Genomic DNA, 26,020 nt, shown 5'->3' with positions numbered 1-26,020 from the left:
CAGTCAACATCTACAGGTTGTAGGAGGTTGCCATTTCTTTTAACTCCAGCAAATTGGTTACATGCAATTTGTCAAACAAACGGGCTTTATGTGTTCCAATAGTGGACACCTGCAGGTTTAAAAGTCTTGATATTTCACTGATTGTTTGCCCTGTTAAAAGAAGCGATACAATTTCAAATTCACGGGGCGACAGTTGATTAAAAGGATTGCTGGGGGTATCTGAAATAGATTCTTCAGCAAGTGTTGCTGCAAGTGTGTCACTGATATATTTACGGTTATTCAATACAAGATTAATGGCCTTTTTAATTTCCTCCAGCGGAGCATCTTTCGATAAAAATCCTTTTGCGCCGGCCTTTAAAAATCTTTTGGCATAGATGCTTTCAGCACTCATCGAAAATACAAGCACTTTTGAATTGGGGTATTTAATGTGAATATATTCCATCAATCCTAAAGTATCCGTTTTAGGCATCTGGATATCCATCATAATAAGATCGTATTGATTGTGCTTCAATGTTTCCACTGCTGTTTCACCGTCACTTGCCTCGTCTATTTCCGAAGGTTTAAACAATTCAAGCAGCAAGCCTTTAATGCCTGAACGTACAACGTCATGATCATCTACAATTAAAAATTTTTTCATTGGTAAAAGTAATTTTAGTAAAAGTAAACAGCAAAATAAATCTACATCAAATTGCGCAAATAACGGCAAACAAACAACACTATTTGCTACAAAGATAGTGTTACTTCGATTGCAATAAATCATTATTTAAACGAAGGCGGCCATTAATTATTATAGTAGTAAAAATACTACAAGCAATACATTGCTCTATTACATACATCACTTTAATAACTGCTATTTTTGTAGTAGAATAAGTTGGAAATTATTATAGAAGCACAGCTGTCAAACGGTCCCGTTTTAGATCCAACAGACAACCTTACATACCTATTGTTGACATTTTTTGATTAGAACAAACAGGTTCAAAAAAAGACAGGTTGATTAAGCCGGCAGGGTCCGCTTTAATCAACCTGTTTGTTTTAATGGATTAAAAATCTACCCTACGAAGATTAATCAAAAAAGCAGAACAAAACATTTACGGTGGCGTAAAAGCCCTGGCGATTATGCTACAACTTGAAAAATATAACAAAAAAATCAGCACACACACGGCCACACTATTGCATATGTACAATCAGTAATCTTTACCAAATATTTATTCATGAAACCGATCCATATACTGTTAGTTGAAGACAATGAAGGCGACGTATTGCTTACAACGGAAGCACTCTATGAAAGCAATTTGCCGTTTACCATGTTTGTGGTAAAAGACGGTTGGGAAGCCACGCTGCTGCTAGGCAAGAAAGATAAGTATGCAGATGAAGCAATGCCCGACCTGGTAATACTCGACCTTAACCTCCCCAAATTAAATGGCATTGAAGTGCTGAAAAATATTAAGACAAATGAAGAAACCAGGCATATTCCAGTGATCATGCTGTCTACCTCCGCATTTGAAAAAGACATCAAACTTTGCCTGCAGCTTGAGGCCTGTTGCTTTATGACCAAGCCATTGGAGACGGACGTCTTTTGCCGGCAGGTAGAGGGTTTGAAAGGGATTACAGTGTAAAAGTAGGCTGAATGATTCCAATTAAAATATGGCCGTTTTTATTGTTGATAACGTTGCCGGATATACCTTTAAGGACTGTCTGTTTCTGAAGTCGGCATTCTAAAAATAAGTGACCAAAATGAAAAAAGTTTCCGCAAAAACGAACGTAGATTTTTCAGAAAAAGAAAAAATCCAGCAACAGGAAGCGGATGCAAAAAAAACAGCAACAAAAAATATTCAGATTACAACATTGCCAATTGATAACAACACCTCAGCATGCAATCTTTCCGGCAAAGAAATTATGCTTACTCCCCTGTTCGATTATATTGATACCGCAATCTTTATTGTTGATGGCCATATCAATTTAATTGACGCAAATAGACCTTTTTACAGCCTGTGCGGCTATACAAAAGATGAAATTGACACCGCTGCAGCACACCATATGTTTTCTCAAAATAACCATCTGGAATTGATGGATGACAGTAAAAAAACTTCAGCTGCCTGGACAATATTACATAAAAACGGTTCCAAAATAAACATCACTGTCTCGGCGTCATTATTACCAACTGCGAGTGGAACTGTATATTATATGCTGACTGTACAACATATCCTTGTTGATGAAACTACATCAGTAACTCCGGCGCCAGACGAAAATAATTTTTTTTCTGGAATTGAACATTCATTAACTGCCCTTTTTCTTACCCGCCCAAATGGACAAATTGTGGATGCCAATGAAGCTGCCTGCGAAATGTTTGGCTACAGCATTGCGGAGTTAAAACACCTGGGGAGAGAAGGAATTCTTAACCATAATGATGTCAACTACGACCTGCAGTTATTCAACCGGAAAAAGCAGGGCAGGATGAAAGGCATTTTAACGGGCATTAAAAAAAATGGCATTCATTTTCCAATCGAAGTCTCATCGGTACTATTCAAAAATGAAAATGGCGAACAGTATTCAACGGTTAGCATGACTGATATTTCAGAATGGATAAAAATTCAAAACGACCACCTTCAGCTCTTAAACAATACTGAAGAGAGTTTTGTGATAGTTGACCGGAATTTGAATATCATCAATTTCAACAAAAAGTTTCAAACCTACTGCAATCATTTTTTATCAAAAAACCCTGCCAAAGGCGATTCAATTTTATCCTATTCAGCTGCAGAGGATATTGCCGGTCTAAAAAATATTTATGAGGCCGTTTTCAAGGGTGAAAAAAAATCTACCGAATCAGATAATGATTTTAACGGAGTTGCAACAAGCTTACATTATCAGTTTAAACCGTTAACTGATGAACATGGAAACATTTTTGCAGCTTTTGTAACCTCCGTGGATGTTACTGAAAAGAAAAAAACGCTGCAACAAATTATTAGCGGTAAAGAACGGTACAAGGCACTGATTGATAACGGCAATGAAGCGGTTGCCATTTTTTCGGCCGAAGGAACCCTGCAGTATATTTCAGCTGCGGTAAATACAGTACTTGGGTACACAGATGAAGATATGTTGCAACTAAGTCCATTGGCTTTGGCTCATCCCGAAGATGTTGCAGACCTGGAAAAGACCTGGCAGGAACTGGTGGCGCACAAGGATTGCATTATACAAAATTACCTGTGCCGGATGATGCATAAAAATGGCAGCTGGCGGTGGACAGAAAGCAATTTCCATAACCTGTTACATGATGCTTCGGTTGAAGGTATTGTAAACAATTTCAGAGACGTAACCGATCGAATAACCGCAGCAGAAAAAATCAGGCAGTCAGAAGAAAACCTGAATGCCATTTTTGAAAATTCGGATCAGGGATTTGTTTTAATCAACCCGGATTTTACAGTAAGGTCCTGTAACAATATTGCCAGGTACAATGTTTTTACAAGCGGCGAAATAAAGGTTGGTGATACCATCTTGAATTATGTGGATGATAACAGAAAAGGATTTTTTAAAGCTATATTGTTAAGCACCCTGTCTGGCGAATCTTTTAATTATGATTTATTAACCACTAATAAACAAACGAAAGAAGCGCTTTGGGTAAACATCAATGTTAACCCGGTAAAATTAAAAAGCAAGGTAGCAGGCATTTGTTTAACGGGTAGAGATATCACTAAACAAAAAGAAAAAGATTTAAAAATTGCACAAAAAGAAAATTTATTAAAACGGGCCGAGGCTATCACCCAAACCGGCAGTATTGAAATTGATTATCTGACAAACAAACGGCTTTGGTCGGATGGATTTTACAGGATACTGGATTTAGAGCCGGGCTCTATAGAATGTTCCAGGGAAAATTTTATTCAATTTTTACATCCTGATGATAAGGATACTTACTTAAACGCAATTGATCAGCAAATTTCAAACAGGCAGCCATCCGGGCCGCTGGAGGTCAGAATTATAACAGCAAGTGGCGCTGAAAAAAATATAAAAGCGTATGCACAAATGACCTGGTCAGGCGATGGTAAGCCCCTAAAGATGGTGGGCGTATTACATGATATCACTCAACAAAAAACGGAAGAAAAACAAAAATGGAGGTTAAAAAAACTACTGAACAGTGCAGAAAGCTTAGCCAGGATAGGCAGTGCCGAAATAAACATGCAAACCGGCAAGCGTATATGGTCGGATGAATTTTACCGCATTATTGGTTTAGAGCCCGGTAGCATAGAACCATCCCGGGAAGGCATCATGCAATTTATTCACCCGGCAGAGAAGAGCGCTTACCTACAATGGTTGCAGCAAGGGCTTTCTAACAAAATTGAATCGCAGCAAATTGAAACCAGGATCATCACCGCCAAAGGAGAAGAAAGGGCCATCATGGCATATGGCTCAACAAAGTACAATGCAGCAGGTAACCCGGATATTTTAATCGGCGTTATACAGGATATTACCGAGCGTAAAAAAATGGAGCAGGATTTAAAAGAGAGCAGGGAAATGTACCAATCACTGTTTTACCAAAATCCTGCTGCGGTTTTCTCAATGGATATGGATGGGTATATCACCAGTGCCAATAATATACTGGCTGCAAAAGCCGAGTGCACGATGGACGAGTTGAATAATATGCACTTTACAAATTTTATATTTCCGGAGGACTTGCCAGCCGTTAAAAGTTATTTTGAAAATACAAAAAATGGCTTCACACAGGAGCATGAAATAAGGATTATAACAGCAAAGGGAAATACACTACAGATATCGCTGGTAACGCTGCCCATTTTAATCAACAACCAAATCACCGGTGTATACTGTATTGCAGCAGATATTACCAAAGAAAAAAATGCGCTGACACTGCTGAACAAAACATTGGCCGACAGGCAACGAATACTGGACTATTCATTTGATATGATTTGCGAAATTGATGCAGCAGGACATTTCTTACAGGTTAGCAAAGCCTGCAAAAAAGTATTGGGCTATCAACCAGAAGAGTTGATTGGCAAAAGGACAATTGATTTTGTGGCAGAAGCGGATAAACAGCCAACAATTGAAATGGAAAAGCAGCTTGCTGAAAAGGGAATACAGATTAATAACTTCGAAAATAACTATGTAAGAAAAGATGGACACATTGTAAGCCTTTCCTGGACAGCGCGATGGGATAAAGATGAAAAAACGATGTATTGTATCGCCAAAGATGCAACAGAAAAAAAAGCACAGGAATATGCGCTCGGCCTTTCAGAAATGCGTTATCAATACCTCTTTAATAACAACCCGCTGCCGTTGTATATTTTTGATTTTAAAACTCATGCAATTATTGAAGCCAACCCTGCCGCCTTTAAAAAATATGGCTATACAAAAAAAGAATTTTTATCCCTCACTATAGATGGCCTGAGGCCACCGGAAGAAATTCCCATTATGGAAAAGATGCTGAAAAGCGAAGCTGCTTTTAGTAACGTAAACGGCCGCATCTGGACGCACAGAAAAAAAAATGGGGAGCTGATGTACTTGAAAAACACCGGCAACATTATTGATTACAATGGCAAACAATGTGTGCTTTGTTTGTTGGATGATGTTACAGAAAAGATAAAGGCAGAAGAAGCAACCAGGGAAAGTGAAGAAAAAAGAAGACTTATTATGAATGCTGCACTTGATGCAGTTATCTGCATGGATTTGCAGGGAAGAATTACGTTCTGGAATCCGCAGGCGGAAAAAATATTTGGCTGGAAGGAAACGGAAGCAATGGGACATAATGTATCAACACTACTGATTCCTGAACGCTACCGCAAGCTACCTCAGCAGGGGATGGACAGGTATTTAAAACCCGGCAACAGCCAGCCTTTAAGAAGGGTGTTAAATCTTCACGTTGTAAATAAAGACCTGAAAGAGTTTCCGGTAGAAATTACTATTCAGTCTATTAAACAGAAAGGTGAGCAATTCTTTTGTTCGTTTATAAGAGATGTAACGGAGCAAAGAAAAGCAGATAGTTTAAAAAACTTTGAAAGAAGAGATAAGGAAGCACTTATAAACAGTACCGACGATTTAATATGGAGCGTTAGCAAAGACCTGAAGTTAATTGCCGGCAATAAGGCATTTGTAAAAAACTTTAAAAAAGAAACCGGTGTTTTAATTAAACCCGGTGATTACCTTTTAAGAAAAGATGCCTTTTCGGAGGATATGTTACTGATATGGCACGAGATGTATTATTGTGCGCTTTCAGGCGAAGCCATCAAAAAAGAAATCAGCAGCAATAGCCAAAATCAAGTCTCTGCCGAATGGAATGAAGTAAGTTTTAATCCAATTTACAACGGCCGGGAAATAACCGGCATTGCATGCTACAGCAGGAACATAACGGAGAATAAATTACAAAAGGATAAGCTGCTCGCGATTAATAAAAAACTGGAGACAGCCCAAAAGATGGCCAGGCTTGGCTACTGGGAAGTTGACCTTAAAACCGGCACGGCATTTTGGTCGGATGAATTATACAGGATTCACCGGTTTGAAAATAAAGGCCAGCCAGTGCCACTACAGCAAATTGCAGGCGTAATTCATCCGGATGATTTGAAACTGGTAATGCAATATTATGCAGATGCCATTGAGGGAAAACGGCTATACGACTATGAACACAGGATAGTATTAAATGATGGCACTATCAAAGTGTTGCTGCAAAAAGGCACGTTGGTACATAATAAAGAAGGTGTGGTGATCGGTTTGGAAGGCACCACGCAGGATATCACCCTGTTAAAACTGGCAGAACAGGCCGTAAAGGATTCCGAAGAGAAATACAGGATGATTTTTAACTGTAACCCATTGCCCAATTGGATTTACGACCTGGAAACCCTGCAGATAATGGAAGTAAATGATGCCGCAATAGCCCACTATGGTTATAGCAGCGCAGAGTTTTTAAAAATGACAATTAAGCAGCTGTTTATTGCAGAACAGGTACCGGCACTTATCCAGGTAAACCAGGAAATTAATAACTATGGCTTGATAAATTTTGGGCAGTGGCAACATGTTAAAAAAAGTGGGGCCCCTATGGACGTTGACATCACCGGCCACTCTATTTTCTATAGCAACAGAAATGCGGTGATGATTGTATGCAACGATATTACCGAAATTATAAGCGCCCAGCAGGCACTTGTTAAAAGTATTGAACGCTTTGAGTATGCCACCCGGGCGACTTCTGACGCTATCTGGGATTGCGACCTTGCAAATGATACCGTTTTTTGGGGCGAAGGATTTAATACCCTTTTCGGCTATAAAATGAAAGACCCGAGGCCCGGCCTTCATTCCTGGGAATCCTGTATACATCCGGATGAGCAGGCTGCCGTCATTCAAACCATGACTGACGTAATTGACGATAAAGAGAAAAATTACTGGCAGGGAGAATACCGCTTCCGGAAGTTTGATGGAACCTATGCCAACGTAGCTGATTATGCACTTATCATCAGAGATAAAAACGGCAAGCCGTACCGTATCATTGGTGCCATGCAGGATATCACCAAAAGGATTCAAAATGAAATTATGCTGAAGGAGCTGAACCAGCAGCTGAATAAAAGGGCGGCAGAATTGGCCAGTTCCAATGCAGAGCTGGAACAATTTGCCTACATCGCATCACACGATTTACAAGAGCCGCTGCGAATGGTAACCAGCTTTTTAAGCCAGATACAGAAAAAATATGAAGCGCAGCTGGATGAAAATGGTCGCATTTATATTGGTTTTGCGGTAGACGGCGCTGTGCGTATGCGTAAAATCATTCAGGATCTCCTTGAATATTCCAGGGTAGGATGGCAGAAATATCACTTTGAAAAAGTAGACATGAACCACCTGCTGAAAGAAGTAGTATCCATCTACAGCAATACTATTGAACAAAAAAAGATGCTGGTTTCCTGGAATAATTTGCCTGAAATAACAGGCGCAAAAATTCCTTTACAGCAACTTTTACAAAACCTTATTGGCAACGCCATAAAGTATCAGCACCCGGATACCGTTCCCGAAATAACCATAACTGCTGCTGCATTTGACGAGTATTGGGAGTTTGCTGTTGCAGACAATGGTATAGGAATTGATCCGGAATATTTTGACAGGATATTTGTAATATTTCAACGGCTGCATAATAAAAACGAATTTTCCGGTACGGGTATCGGGTTGGCTATCTGCAAAAAAATAGTCAACAACCACAATGGAAAACTTTGGGTAAAATCAGAACAGAAAAAAGGAAGCACTTTTTATTTTACTATAGCAAGGCAGAACCTGCAAACAGTAGCCAGCCAGGTTACAACGGATGCGGAGAAATAATTTTATTATAACCAATTAACAAACACGCTAAAAACTAAAAAATGGAAGGCTGCTTAAATATTGCATATGCCCGAAAAAATCAGCAACACTAAAGGCAATACAACTTTTTTAGTGGCAGTTTTTTGTGTCCCGTAAAAGAATAATATTATGGAATATATCCCCGCCCAACATATTTTAATAGTGGAAGATAATCCCGGCGATTTTGTGCTGATAAAAGATTATCTGGGCGAAGAATTTAAAAATCCATCCGTGGAGCATGCACAAACTTTTGCAGAAGCAAAAATCAAAATGAGTACCAGTGCGCATTTTGATACTATTTTGCTTGATCTGTCATTACCGGATGCCAGCGGTAAGCAGCTTGTAGCAGAAATGGTAAGACTGGCGGGCAGCATACCTATCATTGTATTAACGGGTTATGCAGACAGGGATTTTGGTATTAAAACGCTGGCACTCGGCATCTCTGATTATCTTTTAAAAGATGAGCTGAATGCGGCACAGCTGCACAAAAGCATTTCATACAGTGTTGAAAGGCGGCGCATTAGTACAGAACTAAATGAATCTGAAAAAAAATACCGCAACTTGTTTGATTTAAGTCCTATCCCAATGTGGGTGTATGATATGGAGACAACCAAATTTTTAAATGTAAATGAGGCGGCTATTGAACATTACGGTTATTCCAAAGAAGCATTTTTATCCATGACAATGGATGATATTAAACCTCCGGAAGCAGTAGCAAAAATGGAAGAGGTGATCACCAGTAAAGAAAATTCAAAAAATCAAAAAAGTATTTACCGCCACCTTAAAAAAAATGGAGAGCTGATTGATGTGGAAGTTCAGAGCAGTGAAATTTATTTTAATGAAAGAAATGCGTGCCTCGTATTAAGTAACGATATCACCGCAAGTGTGTATCAAAAAAACATCGTGGCGTTTGAAAAAGAAGTATACGACCTGAATGCAACAGGCATTTCTTTTTTAGAAGTGCTGAATAAACTAATTGCAAGTATTGAAGGAATAATGCCATCCTGCCTTTGCTCCATTGTACAGCTGCAGGATGATAATACCATCGGTACACTGGCTGGAGGTTCAATGCCCTTAGCCTACCTTGAAATACTTAACAGCATTCCGATTGGGCCTTCAGTCGGCTCTTGCGGTACTGCCATGTTTACTGGTCAGAACGTTATTGTACCAGATACTTATACAGATCCTTTATGGCAGGATTATGTTACGGTGATAGAGCCTTTTGGTTTCAGAGCTTGCTGGTCGGTACCCATAAAAAAAAACAGTGGCAAAATTGCCGGAAGCCTGGCTGCTTATTTTAAAGAAGTAAAACATCCGCAACCATATCATATTAATTTATTGGAAAGAGCAGCCAGCCTGGTAGGTATTTTAATAGATAATAAAGACGCAGCGGAGGACATTACTAAATCCAACGAAAGATACAATGTGGTTGCAGGGGCAACCAGTGACGTTGTATGGGACTGGGAAATAATAGCTGATAAAATTATATGGAACAAAGGTCTTACGGCAATACTTGGTTATACCGAAGCAGATAATACTACCTATGGAAATTGGTGGAGCCAGAAAATTCACCCCGACGATCTCGGTCGTGTAATGGATAATATTAACCAGCATATAAAAAACAGAATTGTAAAATGGCAGGATGAATATCGCTTTAAAGCTGCCGATGGCTTTTACCGTTACATCTCTGACAGTGGATTTTTACTTTTGGATAAGGACAACAATGCTACCAGGATGATTGGTGCCATGAAAGATGTTACGAAACAAAAGGAGGAAGAACATCAACTTAAATTGCTGGAATCTGTAATTACCAATACAAACGATACGGTTATTATTATGCAGGCAGAACCTGTGGATGAAATGGGGCCTAAAATTGTTTACGTAAATGAGGCATTCACAAAAATGACCGGCTACACTGCCAGCGACGTAATCGGCAAAACAACCCAACTATTGGTGGGGCCAAAGTCTGATAAAAAAGAATTGAAAAGACTCCATGATGCTATAGAAACCTGGCAAGGCTGTGAGATTACGGTTATCAATTATAAAAAAAATGGAGATGAGTTCTGGAATAATATTTCCATAAGCCCGGTCACTGATGCCAATGGCTGGTACACGCACTGGATAACCGTTTCAAGAGACGTGACTGACAATATTAGAAAGGATCAGGAAATTACGAAAGCCATCATGAAGGCGCAGGAGCAGGAACGCTCGCAGATTGGTGCTGAATTGCATGATAATGTAAACCAGATACTGGCGGGTGTTCTGTTAAACCTGGGCATGACGAAAGTAAAACCGATTACGGAACAATATACCTGGGTAGACAGCTCAATGAGCAACATCCATCTTGCCATTAGCGAAATCAGAAAACTATCTCACCGGCTGGCGCCGGTGTCTATTGACGATAACTCGCTGAAAGAAACCTTTTCAACCCTGCTAAAAAGTATCAATGTAAACAATCATTACCAGATTAACTTCACAATTAAAAAAGTAGATGAACTGAGTATTACCGGTGATATACAATTGAATTTATACCGCATATTACAGGAGCAGCTGAACAACATTATGAAGTATTCAAAAGCCACTGTAATTGACGTTTCACTTTTACTGAACAATGAAGCAATACAGTTAAGAATTTGCGATAACGGAGTTGGATTTGACACCAGGAGTAACAGAAATGGTATCGGCCTTGGCAACATGAAAAAACGTGCGCAGTTGTTTTCCGGTAACTTCTTTTTAAAGTCTTCGCCTGGCAACGGATGCGAAATTATTGTGGAAATTCCACTATAAAAAATCCCCTGCATGTGTTATGCAGGGGATAAATTTATTAGATGCTTTAGCCTTATTGTTCTATCAACTGATCATTGATATTATAAGCAGCAATTTCACTTATCAACGGCACTGCTTTTGAATCTTCAATAATCACTTCCACTTTTTTAGCGGCTACCGGCATAAAGGTTAGTATACGTTTTCTGCCGATTGTAGTGCCGTTAATTTCTTTTAACGTCGCTCCATTTGCATCCTGCAATTCAATTTTGAATTTGATTACCCGCTGTCCCATTTGAATAGGCTCCTGCAGCACAATTGTATTAATCGTAGCCGGGCTTTTTAATTGCACGGTAACCGATTTCAGCTGCTCAAACGTATTTTGTTTACCATCAGTAAGGGTTATTATACGTTTAGCTGTAGTACTGTTTTTTACTACTACAGATGGACTTGCAAAAAGATTCGTTTTAAAATTTAATTCACGTAATTTTCTGAATCCAATCAGTGCTGCTGAATCATGCTCATTGATCAGGCCTCTCCTGTCGGGTGGTACATTTAATAATAAAGTAGATCCTCTTCCTACAGATTTCAGGTACAGGTTAAATAGTGTTTCGGGTGATTTAACTTTTTCATCTTCTTCTTTATGATAAAACCAACCCGGGCGGATACTTACATCACATTCAGCAGGTATCCATTTTTCACCATACATATTGCCACTGTTCAGCGTATCAGTTGATGGCGCACCGGCGCCCGCTGTAAAGCCCGATATGTTTAACAAATTCCAGTTGGTGGTGCCTGCGACACCGCTTTCATTTCCCACCCATCTAACCTGCGGACCAACATCACTGAATACGACTGTATTGGGTGATAATTTTTTAATTGTTTCCCTGAACAATGACCAATCATATTCCTGTTTCTTTCCGTTAGGTCCTTCTCCATTCGCGCCGTCCCACCAAAACTCCCAGATGGGACCATAATTGGCAAATATTTCTTTCATCATATTTACAAACACTTCATTGTATGCCGGTGTTCCGTATTTGGGGTGATTGCGGTCCCAGGGCGACAAGTAAACGCCAAACTTTAACCCGTACTCTTTACAGGCCTGAGACAACTCTTTTAAAATATCGCCTTTCCCATTTCTCCATTTGCTTTCCCTTATAGTATGTGTAGAATATTTGCTGGGCCATAAACAAAATCCGTCATGGTGTTTGGCAGTGATGATGATTCCTTTTGCCCCCGCAGCTTTGGCCGTGCGAGCCCACTGACGGCAATCCAGTTGCGTTGGATTAAAAATATCCTCCGGCTCATCGCCATGTCCCCATTCTTTATCAGTAAAAGTATTGGGGCCAAAATGAGTAAACCAATAGTATTCCATATTATGCCAGGCCACCTGCGGTGCAGAAGGAACAGGTGGCAATGGTTGCACTTGCTGTGCAACAGCCGGCATTAAAAAAGAAGCCATCAACAAAAACGTCCATATTTTTCTCATGCTCATTGTATAAAATTGTAAAACAAATCTGGATTTCAATTAAGCGCTGCAAACATCATATTAAAGATTCGATTCAGTAGGCTCGGATAATTATCCTTTATCAAATAAAAAATTATCTATTAAATAGCCCGGTCCAAATGCGTGTATCCGCCATCAACATGTATCAGCTGTCCCGTGGTATGACTTGATTTTTCTGATAGCAGAAACGCCACCATATTGGCAATTTCCTCGGCAGTGGTCATGCGTTTTTCAAAAGGAATTTTCTGTGTAATCTGTTTCAGTTTTTCTTCCCAGTTATCAAATGTTTTAATCCAGGTTTCATATAAGGGTGTAAAACATTCCGCTACAATTACTTCATTGGTGCGAATACCATACGGCAGTAATTCAACAGCCCATTCCCGGGTGAGTGCACTGCGCCCCCCGTTGGCGGCAGCGTACGCAGAAGTCCCTCCCTGGCCGGTTTCTGCGGTTTTGGAACCGATGTTCACAATAGCACCTTTTGATTTTTTCAATTCAGGCAAAGCATGATGTACTACCAGGTAATAATGCACCAGGTTTTTGTGTACCGATGCTATGAAAGATTCATAATTCCCATTTTCAAGCCCAACCCCGTCGTTTACACCGGCGTTATTTACTACGCCTTCTATCCGTCCGCAAGTGGCTATCACCTGTTGAACAGCTCTTTCGCACTCCGCCGGTGTAACCAGTTCTGCTGTTACATATTTCGCCTGTCCACCAGCCGCCTCAATTGCCTTTACAGCTGCTGCATTGTCAGCTTCATTTCTGCCAATAATAAATGGTATAGCGCCTTCTGCTGCTAAGACTTTACTGATGCCTAATCCAATTCCCTTGGCGCCGCCGGTTACTATAATTACTTTGTTACTTAATTGTAAGTCCATTGTGTGTTGTTTATAAATGATAAAAATCAACTGCATTTTTTCCCCACAGTTTTTCCTGCTCTGCTATTGAAAACTGCATAAAATAACGATGTATAATATTGCATGTTTCCTGGTAAGATGCTGCCACCAGGCATACCGGCCAATCGCTGCCAAACATTAACCGGTTAATCCCAAATGCGTCAACAACAACATCCAGGCAGTAGGTAAAATTGTCATTGGTCCAGTTGCTCCAGTCAGCCTCTGTAACCATGCCCGATACTTTGCACCAAACATTTGGATAAGCCGCTGCTGCACGCATTGCTTTTTCCCATTCAGCAAAATCAGCCTTTTTAAAATCAGGCTTTGCCAGGTGATCTATAACAAATGGCTGCTCCGGAAACCGTTGTACAAAGGCAGCTACGTGTTTCAGCTGCCTTGGAAAAACAAGTATATCGTAGGTAAAGTTGTATTTTGAAAGCAACGCTATGCCGCTACAAAAATCAGTGCTTAACAAAAAATCGTCTGCAGGTTCGGCTTGTACAATGTGGCGAAATCCCTTTATTTTTTTGTATTGCGCAAAGTGCTGCAATCGTTCTTCCAGGTTGGCCGCCCGCAGATCCACCCATCCTACCACGCCTTTAATAAAGTCATTTTCCTGTGCCAGCTGCAACAAAAAATTGGTTTCCATTTCACTTTGATCTGCCTGTACCGCAACACAACCATCTACATTATTTTGTTGCAGCAATGGCAACAAGTCTGCCGGCAAAAAATCACGCTGAAGGACTTTCATATCGTCTGTTATCCATGCATCTTTTACGGGATGGTATTTCCAGAAATGCTGGTGGCTGTCTATTCTCATGGCAATTCAAATATTTTTTCCATCAGCATCCATTTTTGTCCGGGTTCGGCCCAGGGCAATGCCTGCTGAAATTTCCACATTAATGTTTCCCATTCCTGCACTGTGCTATTGGCAGCATCCATGGCTGATTTCTTTTCAAAAGAAAAATCGGCTGTTGCTTCGATGATCATGAACATGCGGTTACCGAGGCAATAAATATCCAGCACCGTAATACCAGCATCTTTTATGCTTGCAATAATAGCAGGCCAAACATTTTTGTGATAAGCCTTGTATTCAGCTATTAACTGCGGGTCATCTTTTAAATCCAGTGCGAGGCAGTATTTTTGCATAACCTTTTAGTTGTAATCTGTATGTGATAAGTAAAAAAGAGTGAATGCCGGCTTTGAAAAAATTATTAATTTTTAATTATCAATTGGCCACATATGCCACTGCATGTTGCTTACTCGTTCCCAATCCTTCAATTCCAAGTTCAACAATATCGCCTGCTTTCAGGTATACCGGTTCTGGCTTAATACCTAATCCCACCCCTGGAGGTGTGCCTGTGCTGATTACATCCCCGGGGAGCAGGGTCATGAACTGGCTTAAATAATGCACTAAAAAAGGAATTTTAAAAACCAGGTTCAATGTATTGCTGTTTTGATATTTTTTGCCATTTACGGTAAGCCACATCGGTAAGTTATCTATATCGGCAATTTCGTCTTTGGTGGCAAGAAACGGCCCGAGCGGGGCAAATGTATCACAACCCTTTCCTTTGGCCCACTGTCCGCCACGTTCAATCTGAAATGCCCGTTCGCTGTAATCATTGTGCAGGCAGTAACCGGCTACATAATCCATTGCATTGGCTTCTTCAACATAACTTGCTTTTTTACTCATCACAAAAGCAAGCTCTACTTCCCAGTCTGTTTTTACACTGTTTTTGGGGATGATCACATTGTCATCCGGACCGCATAATGCGGTGGTAGATTTAAAAAAAATGATCGGTTCTACAGGTATGGGGGCGTTTGTTTCCACACAATGATCGACATAGTTTAAGCCAATGCAAATTATTTTTGAAGGTCTTGCGACGGCTGAGCCAAGCCTAACCGTTGCATCCACTTCAGGAAATACAGTTCCCTTATCAATGGCTTCCTGTAATTTTATTAACCCGTCGTTTTCAAAAAAAGCTTCGTTGTAATCACTCACAATAGCAGATACGTCCCATCTTTTTTCGTCTTTTAAAATGCCTGGCTTTTCTTTACCGGGTTCGCCAAATCTGATTAGTTTCATTGTTGTAATTTATTGTAATTGTAATTCAATTATGGTATCAATCGCATCCGGCTGTACGCCATCCAGGTATAGGAAAGCTCCTTCAGCTTGCTGCTTGAATTTTATTTTTTTGCCACCCCTTACTGTTGCTGAAACAATTTTTCCTTTTAGCCCGGGCATAAAGATTGGCCCATCTGAATTTGGTTGAAGGATATGCACGAAGTAGGTTTTATTTTTTACCGTTACAACGCCCCAATCCTGGGGCGGATAAATATTGCCCCTGGTGCCATAAATGGTTTCGCCGTTTGCGTGCATCCACTGGCCGACTGCTTTTAATGTATCAGTAAACTCTGGTTGTATTTTTCCATTGGGCATGGGGCCAACGTTCAGTAAAAAATTGACATCCCTGCCAGCGCCTTTTACCAGGTAATGAATTAACTGTTTAACCGTTTTGTAATTGTTATCGTTGAGATTGAATCCCCATGAATTATTCATGGTCTCGCATGTTTCAACAGGCAACTGCAGCGAGGCTTCCTGGAAACTTAAACCCGATTTATTTTCGCCCGGCAAATCTTTTTCAAACATCTGAAAATCTTCGCCGGCAAAAGGTGTCATGTGATGATTGTTGCCAATCATTGCCTGTGGTTGCAACTTATGAATCAGTCCATATATTTCATCGTATTTCCAGTTGATTCTTGAAGTGCGGTCCGCGGCGCCTTCGGGTTGTGTCTGGTCCCAGTGCCCGTCAAACCAAATACCACCGATAGTACCGTAGTTAGTCAGCAACTCCGTCAACTGGTTCTTCATAAACTGCAAATAACTGGCGTAGTCGCCGTGACCTGTTCTGCCGGCGTGCTGACCGGTTTTACCGGTTTCATGCGGATAATCGTCTCTTCCCCAATCGAGCAAAGAATAATATAAAAATAACTGGATGCCCTGTTTGTGACATTCATCAGCCATCATTTTTACGATGTCTTTTTTGTAAGGCGAATGCATGATGTCGTAGTCGGAATATTTGGTATCCCACATGCTGAAGCCATCATGATGGCGGGTGATCAACGTGATGTATTTCATCCCGGCATTTTTTGCCATACTTACCCACTGCTCTGCATTGAATTCAATTGGATTAAAAAAATCCATCAGCCTTTTATAATTATTATAGGGAATCCCTCTTTCATTCATTACCCACTCCCCTGCCCCGGGAATGCTGAACGGGCCCCAGTGAATGAAAAGACCAAACTTATCATCGCGGAATTGCTGGCGGGCTTTTATATTTTCCGGTGCCGGCGTATAAGTTTGTGCCTGGCTTGAAATGGCTATGGCCGCAAGCAAAAAAACAAGGGCGATACTTTTTATTCTTTTCATATTTAAAGCAATTATTAAAAGTGTTTACTTCATTAAATTTACCTGTTGCATCAACAGGCCGCCCAAAGGTATACGGATGAAAGGATTGCGACGCAACAATGTCGCTATGAAAAACAACTGCTGGTATACAACAAGCAATTTAAATTAAACCGATTTTTATTCAATACTAGTTATTCAACTTTACAAAACCGCCATCAATCGGGTAATCGCAACCGGTAATAAAGGAGGCTTCATCGCTGCATAAATATAAGGCAAGTGCTGCAATTTCATCCGGCCTCGCCATACGGCCAACCGGCTGACTTTTGGATAGCTTCTCAAACATTTCCGCTTCTTTGCCAGGATAATTTTTGGAGATAAATCCGTCTACAAAGGGTGTGTGCACCCGTGCCGGTGAAATAGAATTGCAACGAATATTTTCCGCCATATAGTCTTTTGCAACGGATAAGGTCATGGCCATTACAGCTCCTTTGGCTGTTGAATATACAAACCTATCCGGAATGCCCACCAGCGCTGCGATGGATGCCATATTCAACACGATGCCACCACCGGCAATACGCAACTGCGGAATGGCGGCATAGATACAGTTGTAAACACCTTTTACATTTACATTGATGATGCGGTCGAAGTCTGCCTCGTTTGTTGTATCTGCCTTGCCAATATGTGCAATGCCTGCGTTGTTTACAAGGATATCCAGCTTACCTATTTTTTCAAATGTTGACAGCACCTCCTGCTGGTTGGCCACATTACATGCATGAGCAACAACTTTTTTTCCAAGAGCGGTAATTTCATCCACCGCTGCTGCAGCACTTGCCTCTGTCAATTCAATGATGTGTACTTCAGCATCCTGTTGCGCAAATAAAACTGAAATGGCTTTTCCAATGCCGCTGCCACCACCGGTTACAACTGCTTTTTTATTTTTAAGAGAAAACATGTTTTTAGTTATGAGTGATGAGTTAGGAATTATGAGTGTTGGTGTTCCATGGTCAATTGTCAATCGTCAATGGTCAATGGTCAATAGTTGTGCTTTTCCATGCGTTATTGTTTGAAGAATTAAGCCGTGTTATAGATCAACGGGCAGAAAAAACTTATAACTTATAACTCACAACTTATAACTATTAAAGGCTCACGCCACGTTTCCATGGAATAAAATCATCCTGGTTTAGCTGAACTGCCTTGGGAATGATTTCGCCACTGGCTGCCTTGATGCAATAGTCCAGTATATCTTCCCCCATTTGTTCAATTGTTTTTTCGCCGCTGATAATGGGGCCGCAATCGATATCGATGATATCAGCCATCTTTTTTGCCAGCACAGAATTGGTAGCCACTTTTATTACCGGGCAAACCGGGTTACCGGTCGGCGTGCCCAGCCCTGTTGTAAATAAAATAAGCGTTGCACCGGAAGCTGCTTTTCCTGTTGTTGCTTCCACATCATTACCGGGTGTACATACCAGGCTTAAACCCGGTTTGGTAGCGGCTTCTGTATAATCCAGCACATCCACCACCGGCGATGTACCGCCTTTTTTTGCAGCGCCGGCACTTTTTATTGCATCGGTAATGAGGCCATCTTTTATATTGCCGGGAGAAGGATTCATGTGAAAACCAGAGCCCACACTATGCGCCTGCGCATCATAGGTGCTCATCAAACGGATGAACTTTTTTGCAGCTTCCTCCGACGTGCAACGGTCAACCAGGTTTTGTTCTGCGCCGCATAGCTCGGGAAACTCTGCCAGTAAAACCTTTGCTCCCAATGCTGCCAGTAAATCAGATGTGTATCCTACAGCAGGATTCGCAGATACGCCACTAAAGCCGTCGCTGCCACCACATTTTACGCCTACACACAATTCGCTTAGCGGTGCAGGTGTTCTTTCCAGTTTGTTTATTTCAACCAGGCCTTCGAATGTTTGTTTAATCGCATCGGCTACCAGCTGTTCTTCGCTCAGTGATTGCTGCTGTTCAAAAATCAGCAGCGGCTTATCGAAATGTGGATTTTGCTTTTTTACATCATTTAAAAAATCCTGCGTTTGCAGGTTCTGGCAACCAAGGCTTAATACCGTTACGCCACCTACGTTGGGATGGTTGGCATAAGCAGCCAGCAGGGAACTCAGGGTAGCTGCATCTTGTCGTGTGCCGCCACATCCACCCTGGTGATTGAGGAATTTGATACCATCCACATTTTTAAATACCCTGTTGGTATGGGCGGTGGCATTTAGCTGCACGTCAACAGTGTCAAGGTTTTCACCTTTTTGATATGCATTTAATAACTGATGGGTGTATTGAATGTATTTGTCGGTAACAGCATAGCCGAGTTCATTTTGCAGGGCTTCCCTTATCACGTCCATATTTCGGTTTTCGCAAAATACGGTTGGCACAAAAAGCCAGTAATTGGCGGTGCCCACACGTCCGTCGGATCTTTTGTAACCATTAAAAGTGAGATGCTGGTATTTGGACACATCCGGCGCCTGCCACTTAAAATCAACTTCGCGGTATACATAGGGATCCGCTGCATGCTTTATATTGTCGGTCGTCATTAAACTACCTTTTGCAATGGGATATTGCGCCTTACCAACCAGCACGCCGTACATGATAACTTCATCGCCTGCGCTTAAGTCGGTTGTATAAAATTTATGCTTTGCCTTTACGGTATCCAATAACAAAAAATGTTCATCACTGTAAGCAATGGTTTCTCCCTTAGCAAGATCTGTCAGCGCAACCAGCACGTTATCTTTCGGATGCATTTTTACTACCAAATTTCTTACTTTATCTGACTGCATACAATAAACTGTTTAAAATTTTCAATCGTTGTAAATGCAAAGCTGCATTAAGTGGTTAATAAAATTCCGTCGCCAATATAGCCATTTTTTCATTGCTGGCGTACCCGCAGTTTACTAAACCGATACGGTTTACATTCGCAGGCACTCCCTTGTTTTATAACATGCAAAAGTTACGCTATCAAAACAATAAAGCAAACCGAATTAAAATGGAAAACTACGGTTAAAGCGAATAAGCGGGCACCTCATTATTATCCAAATTTGGTTAATAATTAACCTCGCTTTTACTGAAGGCAACATTAAAAACGATTACAATACTATAAGCCAGGGCTGGTTTGCAGTGTTGTAAAAACTGCTGGTTTATCAAAATAAATTACGCTGCATAAACCAGTTGAGGTTTAGTTAAAAAGGGTATAGACAGGCTTTATTGAAGTTTATTTTTTACTAATGCTTGAGGCGACAATGTTCAGCAAATCAAACTCTTTAAAAGGTTTTGAAAGATAAGCGTTCATGCCACCTTTTAGGTATTTTTCGTTATCGCCTTTGATGGCATTTGCCGTTAATGCTATAATGGGTAAGGTTTGGCTGATGGTTTTCCGGATGATTTCAGTCGCTTCCATACCACCCATTACCGGCATCTGTATATCCATCAACACCACATCAATCCCCGGTTGTGCAAGTAAATCGATCGCCTCGCTGCCATTCACTGCTTCAATTACCACGGCACCATAATTACCAAGAATTGTTTTGGCTACCAGCCTGTTCATTTTATTATCATCCACCACCAATATTGTTTTAGCAGCCAACATTTCTTTGCTAAAATTGAATGTGTCTTTTGCCGGAAGGGCGTTAAGAGTTCCTTTTGCAAATTCAATGATAAAAGAAACGCGGGTACCTACACCCTTTGTGCTTTCAACACTTATTTCTCCTCCCATCAATTCAACCAGGTCTTTACAAATGCTCATACCTAAACCGGTACCGCCGTACTGCCTTGTTACCGATACATCTTCCTGTGAAAATTTATCAAATAAGCTTTTTACAAAAAAGCCATCCATGCCTATACCGGTATCTTTTACACTTACACTAATTGTTTGGGTTAACGGTGATTCCTTTAACACAACGCAGGACAAATTAACACCGCCTTTTGTTGTAAACTTGATGGCATTACTGATGAGGTTAAGCAATACCTGGTTAAGCCGGTAGGGGTCGCCCATTAATACCGGCGACAAATCTTCATCACAGGATGAATTTGTCAATGTGATGCCCTTTTCCTCGGCCCGGTGCATCAATACCTGCATTGCCCGGCTCACCATTTCTTTCGGTTCAAAGCCAATATTTTCAAGTTGCAGTTTGCCTGCTTCAATTTTTGAAAGATCCAGAATATCATTTATAATCACCAGCAAATTTTCGGATGCTGAGTTGATGGTATCGAGGTAGAATTTTTGTTTGCCATCCAGGCCGGTTTTGGCAAGCTGATTGGCCATACCAAGTATAGCGTTCATCGGGGTGCGTATTTCATGGCTCATATTGGCCAGGAAAACCTCCTTACTTTTTGTTGAGCCCTCAGCCAGTTGACGTGCTACAATCAGTTCCGTTTCCAGTTGCTTCCGATCGGTAATGTCCAGGTGAATGCCGATAGATCCAACCAGTTCTCCATTGTCATTGTAACGCGGGGCGCCACTCACCAGCCACCATTTTGTCTGTCCGCTTTTGTTTTTGATTTCAATTTCATAAGCATCCGAAATACCCTGTTTCCGGCTAGTTTTTTTGCTTTCTACAAGGTTTATGTACTTTTCTTTTATACAAATGTCGGAAGCTTTTTTACCAATAATTTCATCGGTTGAATATTCGCTCATGTCGCAAAAACTCTGGTTAACAAAAATTACCTTTTCATCCAAATCCACTTCCATTAAGCCAAGATTCATATTGGCAATGATGCTGCGGTATTTTTGCTCTTCCCGCTGCAATAATACTTCGGCATTCTTTCGTTCGGTTATGTCGGTATGCGTACCGATAATTTTTAACGGCAGGCCTTCCGGTGTTGATTCTATTACTACTCCCCTGTCCATCACCCACCTTACAGAACCATCTTTATGCCTGATGCGATATTCCAGTATATGGTGATCAATTGCTCCTCTTTTGTATTTTGCATCATTCTCTTCCAGCAGGTGCCGATCATCGTCATAAGCATTCTTCCACCATAAATTCACATTGTCAGCAAATTCATTCAAATCATACCCCAGCAGGTGACTTTTTGTGTTTGAAAAATACGTTTCTCCCGTGGTGAAATCATGCTCCCACACATTGTCGCCAATCTTTTCAAAAGCTTGCCTGAAGCGGGATTCATAATCTTTTAGTTTTTGCTGATCTTCTTTTTCCTTGGAAACATTTTCTTCCAATGCAAAGAATCCTGTTAGTTCACCTTTGCTGTTCCGAATGGCTTGTCCCAGCACCCTCACCCAATAGGTTTGGCCACTTTTGGTATAATTCAGAATTTCGCAATTAAAAGGGTTACCTGCCGCAATCTGTCTTCTTAAATAGGCTATGGTTTCGGTGTTTGTATCCGGCCCCTGCATCATGGATGGCGTTTTGCCCTTCACTTCATACAACTGGTAGCCGGTAACTTTTGTAAAGCTTTTATTTACCCAACTTATACGTCCCCTGGCATCAGAAATGATCACCGCATTGATGTTGTCTTCTGCAATCAGCGACAAAACCCGGAGTTGTTCTTCCTTTTCTTTTTCTGCGGTAATATCTTCCAGCATGGAAAAATATTGCTTCACATTGCCATCCTTATCCTTAATTGCCTGGCCTTTTAGTCTTCCCCAAAAATGTGTGCCGTCTTTTCGATAGTGGATTACTTCAATACTAAATGCCTTGCCGGCATAAAAGGCCTCGAGCATTTTCTTAATAGTTCCTAAATCACTTAATGGGCCAATGCAGAGATCCACCGCTTTTCTGCCCACCACTTCCTCAAGGCTGTAACCGGTAAGTTTTAAAAAGCCTTTGTTGGCCCAGTCTATTACCCCTGATGCACTGCAAAACCCAACACCATTTTCGTTGGCACTTGCCACCAGTGACAACCGCTCCAATTCATGTTCCCTTTCCTTGTCGCCAGTGATATCATTATACGTCCATAAGTGCCCTTTGTATACATTGTTATCATAAATGGGTACAAAATCCCGTTGCAAAATTCGCCCGTCTGTCATCTCAAGTTCATCACCAACCCTCAACTCTTTATGTCGCAAAAGTTCATCCATGCGTTCAACAAAAACCGCAGGCTGTTTAAATAAATGCTTTGATTCTTCAGCTGACTTTTTACAGCTTACCCCCTTCAATGATTCTGGTGACGCTGGTATATTAAACATGTCACAGAATAACTGGTTGGTTAAAACAATGTTCCTGTTTTCATCTTCCAGTAATATCCCATGGTGAAGGTTGGCTATTAATTGCGACAAACGGTTAGCCGCTGCCGATAAGTGATACCTGGAATCTTTTAATTCCTGTTCTACTTTTTTTCGTTTGCTGATTTGTTCATTCAGGTTTGCGATTGCGCCCAGCAGGTTATCCTCATCTGTATTTACAGCAATGGCAATGTCTTCATCATCTTCCACATTGCTGATAGCCGCTTTAATATTTTTAATGCTTTCTTTTTTCAGCTTATTTTCCGCCATTAACTGCTCGTTCATGGCCGCATATTCCTGTTCGCTGATTTTAAACGCATGTGAAGACAGTAACTGATCCTTTTCATACGCGTTGTAGGAGTTATTAACCGCATTGATAAACTGCATGACGGCTTCCTGCTGCAAACAATCGTCGCAGAGGTATTTTTTAATTTGTCTTTCCAGCAATTTATTGAAACGCATGTTGAATTTTATATTTCGTCGAAAGTGGTAATCGTCATTGTTTGGTTATGCAGCTCGCATTTTGTTTTTGCTGCCAGCGGCGCTATTTCACCATAGGAATAAAAACCGGTCAGCAGGGTCCTTTTTCCAAATGCCTCATATACCGCTTCCACCTCTTCTTCCGTCCTGGACCCCAATATCAGCTTCCTGCCAACACAGCTTATCAATATGGCCAGCCGGGGAGATCCATGCGTTTGTTCAACAGACTGCAAGGCTGCCTCACTCGCCGCACCAATCAGTTTATCAAAATTGGCTTTCATAAATCTTACCGGTGATCCTTCGGGAACATCTCCGGCGAACACCATACTTTTCTTTTCATCATCTATTTGTAAAATCGTTCTTACGACTGGTTCACTGCCGGCAGCCAACTTTACAGAAAGAGGAAATAATAAGGCGGATCCGGGCAATTCATTGGCATAAGTACCCAAATATTTTTTATACACTTCCAGCGCATTTTCGCCGTTGATTTCAAATAATTCATTGGCGATTGATTTTGTAACAATTCTTTCAGGCCCAAACATCTCCCATCCGCCCATAGAGCCATGTGCTATTTTGAGATGAGTTCCATAAAATGCTACAGCAACTATTTTTCCCGATACTGGTGCTCCATTAAGCCCCACGATGGTTGATATAAAAGAACTGCCATCACCTGCGAGACCACCTGTAACCGGAATATTATTTTGAACGCAGGAATTTATGCCATTCACCAACTCACTGCCATTTACTTTACCGCCATCAGATAAGATCATGATATAACAAAGCTGGTTGGTTGTTTGCAGCCGGCGCACCAGCGAAGCCCCGGCAGCAAAACCATCGTTGTTAAAATCGCCGAGATTTACCGATGCTGTTTTTACTGTTGTATTGTTAAATTCAATGGCAGTTACTGACACCGAATTGTCTGTTACTTTATCTTCAAAAATTTCGCCTGAAGTTGAACAAAGTACGATATCAGCATTCGGATATTGACCGCGTAACTGCAGGTACATGTTGTCGCCGGCAAGTAGTTGTTTTGCACCAAAACCAAGCACCAGTTGCACCGTATCATCATTCAGCAAATCGCTTCGGTCACTGCAGGTGTATTGATTGTTACAGTATGTACTGATGTTAACCTTCATGGAATTTTTTATTTATTCAGGTGACGGAACTGGTTTTACTTTTAGTACAACTGTAAGGCAGATGAATCAATCACGCGTTTATTTTGTCCATGGGGAAATGCACTTCAAGGTCTGATGCTACAAGCCCTATTATCTTTTTAATAAACATGACTTGCTCTATAATGCCCGGATCCGGTGTTTCCTGTTTTCCTTTTTTTTCTACTTCCCTCACAACCTCCTTCAAACAAACAATGCCCAGATTATCGATGACCGGTTTCATGGAATGTGCCAGCAAACCGATTGCTTTATAATCCCGGGCTGCAAATTTTTCTTCCATTTGGGCCACCTGTAAAGGGGTTTGCGCAATAAACATCTGGACTAATTTTTTTACAAACGCATCATTTCCCTGGCTTAGTTCTTTTATATTTTGCAGGTTATACAACTGATCCGGCGAACCATACTCAAGCACACCTGTATTCACTTTCGCTTTACTTTTGTTTAGCCAGAAAGCCACTACATCCAGCAAGTCTTTTTCCTTAAATGGTTTAGACAGGTAGGCATTCATACCGGCATCGATGCACTTATCATTGTCGCCTTTAATTGCATTGGCTGTAAGCGCAATGATGGGAATGGTTTTACTGATCCATTTTCTTATTAAGCTGGTGGCCTCCATACCATCCATCACCGGCATTTGAATATCCATCAATACCAGGTCTGTTGCAGCACTTTTTACAAAATCAATCGCTTCCTCCCCGTTGACGGCCTCAGTGATGATGGCACCGTAATTTTTAAGAATTGTAGCCGCCAGTAACCGGTTCATACGATTATCATCCACTACCAGTATTCTTTTTTGGGAAAGCATGTTGGCATCAAACGTAAAAAGGGACTTTACAGGCAGGTTTTGTTTTGTTCCCTTGTCAAATTCTATTGTAAAAGCAATGGTGGTTCCTGCGCCTTTTTTACTCTGCACTTCTATTGTGCCTTTCATCAGTTCAACCAGGTCACGGCATATACTCATGCCCAGCCCGGTGCCGCCATATTGCCTTGTTACCGATGCATCTTCCTGCGAGAATTTTTCAAATAAATTTCTTACAAAATTCTGGTCCATTCCAATACCGGTATCTTTTACGGCAATACGCAAAAGTTGTGTTGTACTTGTTTCCCTGTAAAGATTACAACTGATATCAATGCTTCCCTTTTCAGTAAACTTAATGGCATTGTTAATTAAATTCAGCAATACCTGGTTAAGTCTGAAGGGATCGCCCATTAAAACCGGGGATATAGCTTCATCAAATGTTTCACTGGTGAAAGTGAGGCCTTTTTCTTCGGCCTTATGCC

Annotated in this window: 15 protein-coding genes; 3 read left to right on the top strand and 12 right to left on the bottom strand. The window is 41.0% G+C overall.

Going from position 1 to position 26,020, the window contains the following annotated elements:
- Positions 1–10: 10 nt before the first annotated feature.
- Positions 11–637, bottom strand: a complete 627-nt coding sequence (locus JWR61_RS07795; RefSeq protein ID WP_290335813.1) for a response regulator transcription factor — start codon at positions 635–637, stop codon at positions 11–13.
- A gap of 574 nt (positions 638–1,211) precedes the next feature.
- On the opposite strand from JWR61_RS07795, the gene JWR61_RS07790 reads away from it, so the two are divergent.
- The 3 genes from JWR61_RS07790 to JWR61_RS07780 all read left to right on the top strand — a co-directional run bounded on the left by JWR61_RS07790 (position 1,212) and on the right by JWR61_RS07780 (position 11,103).
- Positions 1,212–1,616: a response regulator gene (locus JWR61_RS07790; RefSeq protein WP_301927284.1), complete on the top strand. Its 405-nt coding sequence runs from the start codon at positions 1,212–1,214 to the stop codon at positions 1,614–1,616.
- Between the two features lie 118 nt (positions 1,617–1,734).
- A complete protein-coding gene (locus tag JWR61_RS07785) occupies positions 1,735–8,298 on the top strand; it encodes a PAS domain S-box protein (protein ID WP_301927283.1) in 6,564 nt (2,187 codons plus the stop codon).
- Positions 8,299–8,445: 147 nt separating this feature from the next.
- Positions 8,446–11,103: a PAS domain S-box protein gene (locus tag JWR61_RS07780; RefSeq protein ID WP_301927282.1), complete on the top strand. Its 2,658-nt coding sequence runs from the start codon at positions 8,446–8,448 to the stop codon at positions 11,101–11,103.
- A 52-nt stretch (positions 11,104–11,155) separates the two neighbouring features.
- Here JWR61_RS07780 and JWR61_RS07775 read toward each other — a convergent pair whose 3' ends face one another.
- From JWR61_RS07775 to JWR61_RS07725, 11 genes are all read right to left on the bottom strand, one after another.
- Positions 11,156–12,574, bottom strand: coding sequence for an alpha-L-fucosidase (locus tag JWR61_RS07775; protein ID WP_301927281.1), 1,419 nt, complete (start codon positions 12,572–12,574; stop codon positions 11,156–11,158).
- 113 nt (positions 12,575–12,687) lie between these two features.
- A complete protein-coding gene (locus JWR61_RS07770) occupies positions 12,688–13,467 on the bottom strand; it encodes an SDR family oxidoreductase (RefSeq protein WP_290335808.1) in 780 nt (259 codons plus the stop codon).
- A gap of 10 nt (positions 13,468–13,477) precedes the next feature.
- A complete protein-coding gene (locus JWR61_RS07765; protein ID WP_301927280.1) occupies positions 13,478–14,305 on the bottom strand; it encodes an amidohydrolase in 828 nt (275 codons plus the stop codon).
- Complete coding sequence (locus tag JWR61_RS07760; RefSeq protein WP_301927279.1) at positions 14,302–14,634, bottom strand: L-rhamnose mutarotase; 333 nt, start codon at positions 14,632–14,634, stop codon at positions 14,302–14,304. The genes JWR61_RS07765 and JWR61_RS07760 overlap by 4 nt, the downstream gene beginning before the upstream one ends.
- A 79-nt stretch (positions 14,635–14,713) precedes the next feature.
- The gene (locus JWR61_RS07755; RefSeq protein WP_301927278.1) at positions 14,714–15,571 is read right to left on the bottom strand and encodes a fumarylacetoacetate hydrolase family protein; all 858 of its coding nucleotides are present in this window, start codon (positions 15,569–15,571) and stop codon (positions 14,714–14,716) included.
- Between the two features lie 9 nt (positions 15,572–15,580).
- Positions 15,581–16,915: an alpha-L-fucosidase gene (locus JWR61_RS07750; RefSeq protein WP_301927277.1), complete on the bottom strand. Its 1,335-nt coding sequence runs from the start codon at positions 16,913–16,915 to the stop codon at positions 15,581–15,583.
- A gap of 166 nt (positions 16,916–17,081) precedes the next feature.
- Positions 17,082–17,846, bottom strand: a complete 765-nt coding sequence (locus JWR61_RS07745; protein ID WP_301927276.1) for an SDR family NAD(P)-dependent oxidoreductase — start codon at positions 17,844–17,846, stop codon at positions 17,082–17,084.
- A gap of 184 nt (positions 17,847–18,030) precedes the next feature.
- Positions 18,031–19,686: a UxaA family hydrolase gene (locus tag JWR61_RS07740; protein WP_301927275.1), complete on the bottom strand. Its 1,656-nt coding sequence runs from the start codon at positions 19,684–19,686 to the stop codon at positions 18,031–18,033.
- Positions 19,687–20,117: 431 nt separating this feature from the next.
- Positions 20,118–23,549, bottom strand: a complete 3,432-nt coding sequence (locus JWR61_RS07735; protein WP_301927274.1) for a PAS domain-containing hybrid sensor histidine kinase/response regulator — start codon at positions 23,547–23,549, stop codon at positions 20,118–20,120.
- 8 nt (positions 23,550–23,557) lie between these two features.
- Positions 23,558–24,703 carry an FIST signal transduction protein gene (locus JWR61_RS07730; protein WP_301927273.1) on the bottom strand — a complete coding sequence of 382 codons (1,146 nt, stop codon included), beginning with the start codon at positions 24,701–24,703 and terminating at the stop codon, positions 23,558–23,560.
- Positions 24,704–24,773: 70 nt separating this feature from the next.
- A partial coding sequence (locus tag JWR61_RS07725; protein WP_301927272.1) for a hybrid sensor histidine kinase/response regulator occupies positions 24,774–26,020 on the bottom strand: 1,247 nt, incomplete at its 5' end.

The sequence above is a fragment of the Ferruginibacter sp. genome (assembly GCF_028288465.1).
Taxonomy (GTDB): Bacteria; Bacteroidota; Bacteroidia; order Chitinophagales; family Chitinophagaceae; genus Ferruginibacter.
This window is presented reverse-complemented; position numbering and strand designations above follow the sequence as displayed.

Excerpts from the sequence above, each read along its gene's own strand:
- JWR61_RS07795 (WP_290335813.1), bottom strand. The coding sequence starts at position 637 with ATGAAAAAATTTTTAATTGTAGATGATCATGACGTTGTACGTTCAGGC.
- JWR61_RS07790 (WP_301927284.1), top strand. The coding sequence starts at position 1,212 with ATGAAACCGATCCATATACTGTTAGTTGAAGACAATGAAGGCGACGTA.
- JWR61_RS07785 (WP_301927283.1), top strand. The coding sequence starts at position 1,735 with ATGAAAAAAGTTTCCGCAAAAACGAACGTAGATTTTTCAGAAAAAGAA.
- JWR61_RS07780 (WP_301927282.1), top strand. The coding sequence starts at position 8,446 with ATGGAATATATCCCCGCCCAACATATTTTAATAGTGGAAGATAATCCC.
- JWR61_RS07775 (WP_301927281.1), bottom strand. The coding sequence starts at position 12,574 with ATGAGCATGAGAAAAATATGGACGTTTTTGTTGATGGCTTCTTTTTTA.
- JWR61_RS07770 (WP_290335808.1), bottom strand. The coding sequence starts at position 13,467 with ATGGACTTACAATTAAGTAACAAAGTAATTATAGTAACCGGCGGCGCC.
- JWR61_RS07765 (WP_301927280.1), bottom strand. The coding sequence starts at position 14,305 with ATGAGAATAGACAGCCACCAGCATTTCTGGAAATACCATCCCGTAAAA.
- JWR61_RS07760 (WP_301927279.1), bottom strand. The coding sequence starts at position 14,634 with ATGCAAAAATACTGCCTCGCACTGGATTTAAAAGATGACCCGCAGTTA.
- JWR61_RS07755 (WP_301927278.1), bottom strand. The coding sequence starts at position 15,571 with ATGAAACTAATCAGATTTGGCGAACCCGGTAAAGAAAAGCCAGGCATT.
- JWR61_RS07750 (WP_301927277.1), bottom strand. The coding sequence starts at position 16,915 with ATGAAAAGAATAAAAAGTATCGCCCTTGTTTTTTTGCTTGCGGCCATA.
- JWR61_RS07745 (WP_301927276.1), bottom strand. The coding sequence starts at position 17,846 with ATGTTTTCTCTTAAAAATAAAAAAGCAGTTGTAACCGGTGGTGGCAGC.
- JWR61_RS07740 (WP_301927275.1), bottom strand. The coding sequence starts at position 19,686 with ATGCAGTCAGATAAAGTAAGAAATTTGGTAGTAAAAATGCATCCGAAA.
- JWR61_RS07735 (WP_301927274.1), bottom strand. The coding sequence starts at position 23,549 with ATGCGTTTCAATAAATTGCTGGAAAGACAAATTAAAAAATACCTCTGC.
- JWR61_RS07730 (WP_301927273.1), bottom strand. The coding sequence starts at position 24,703 with ATGAAGGTTAACATCAGTACATACTGTAACAATCAATACACCTGCAGT.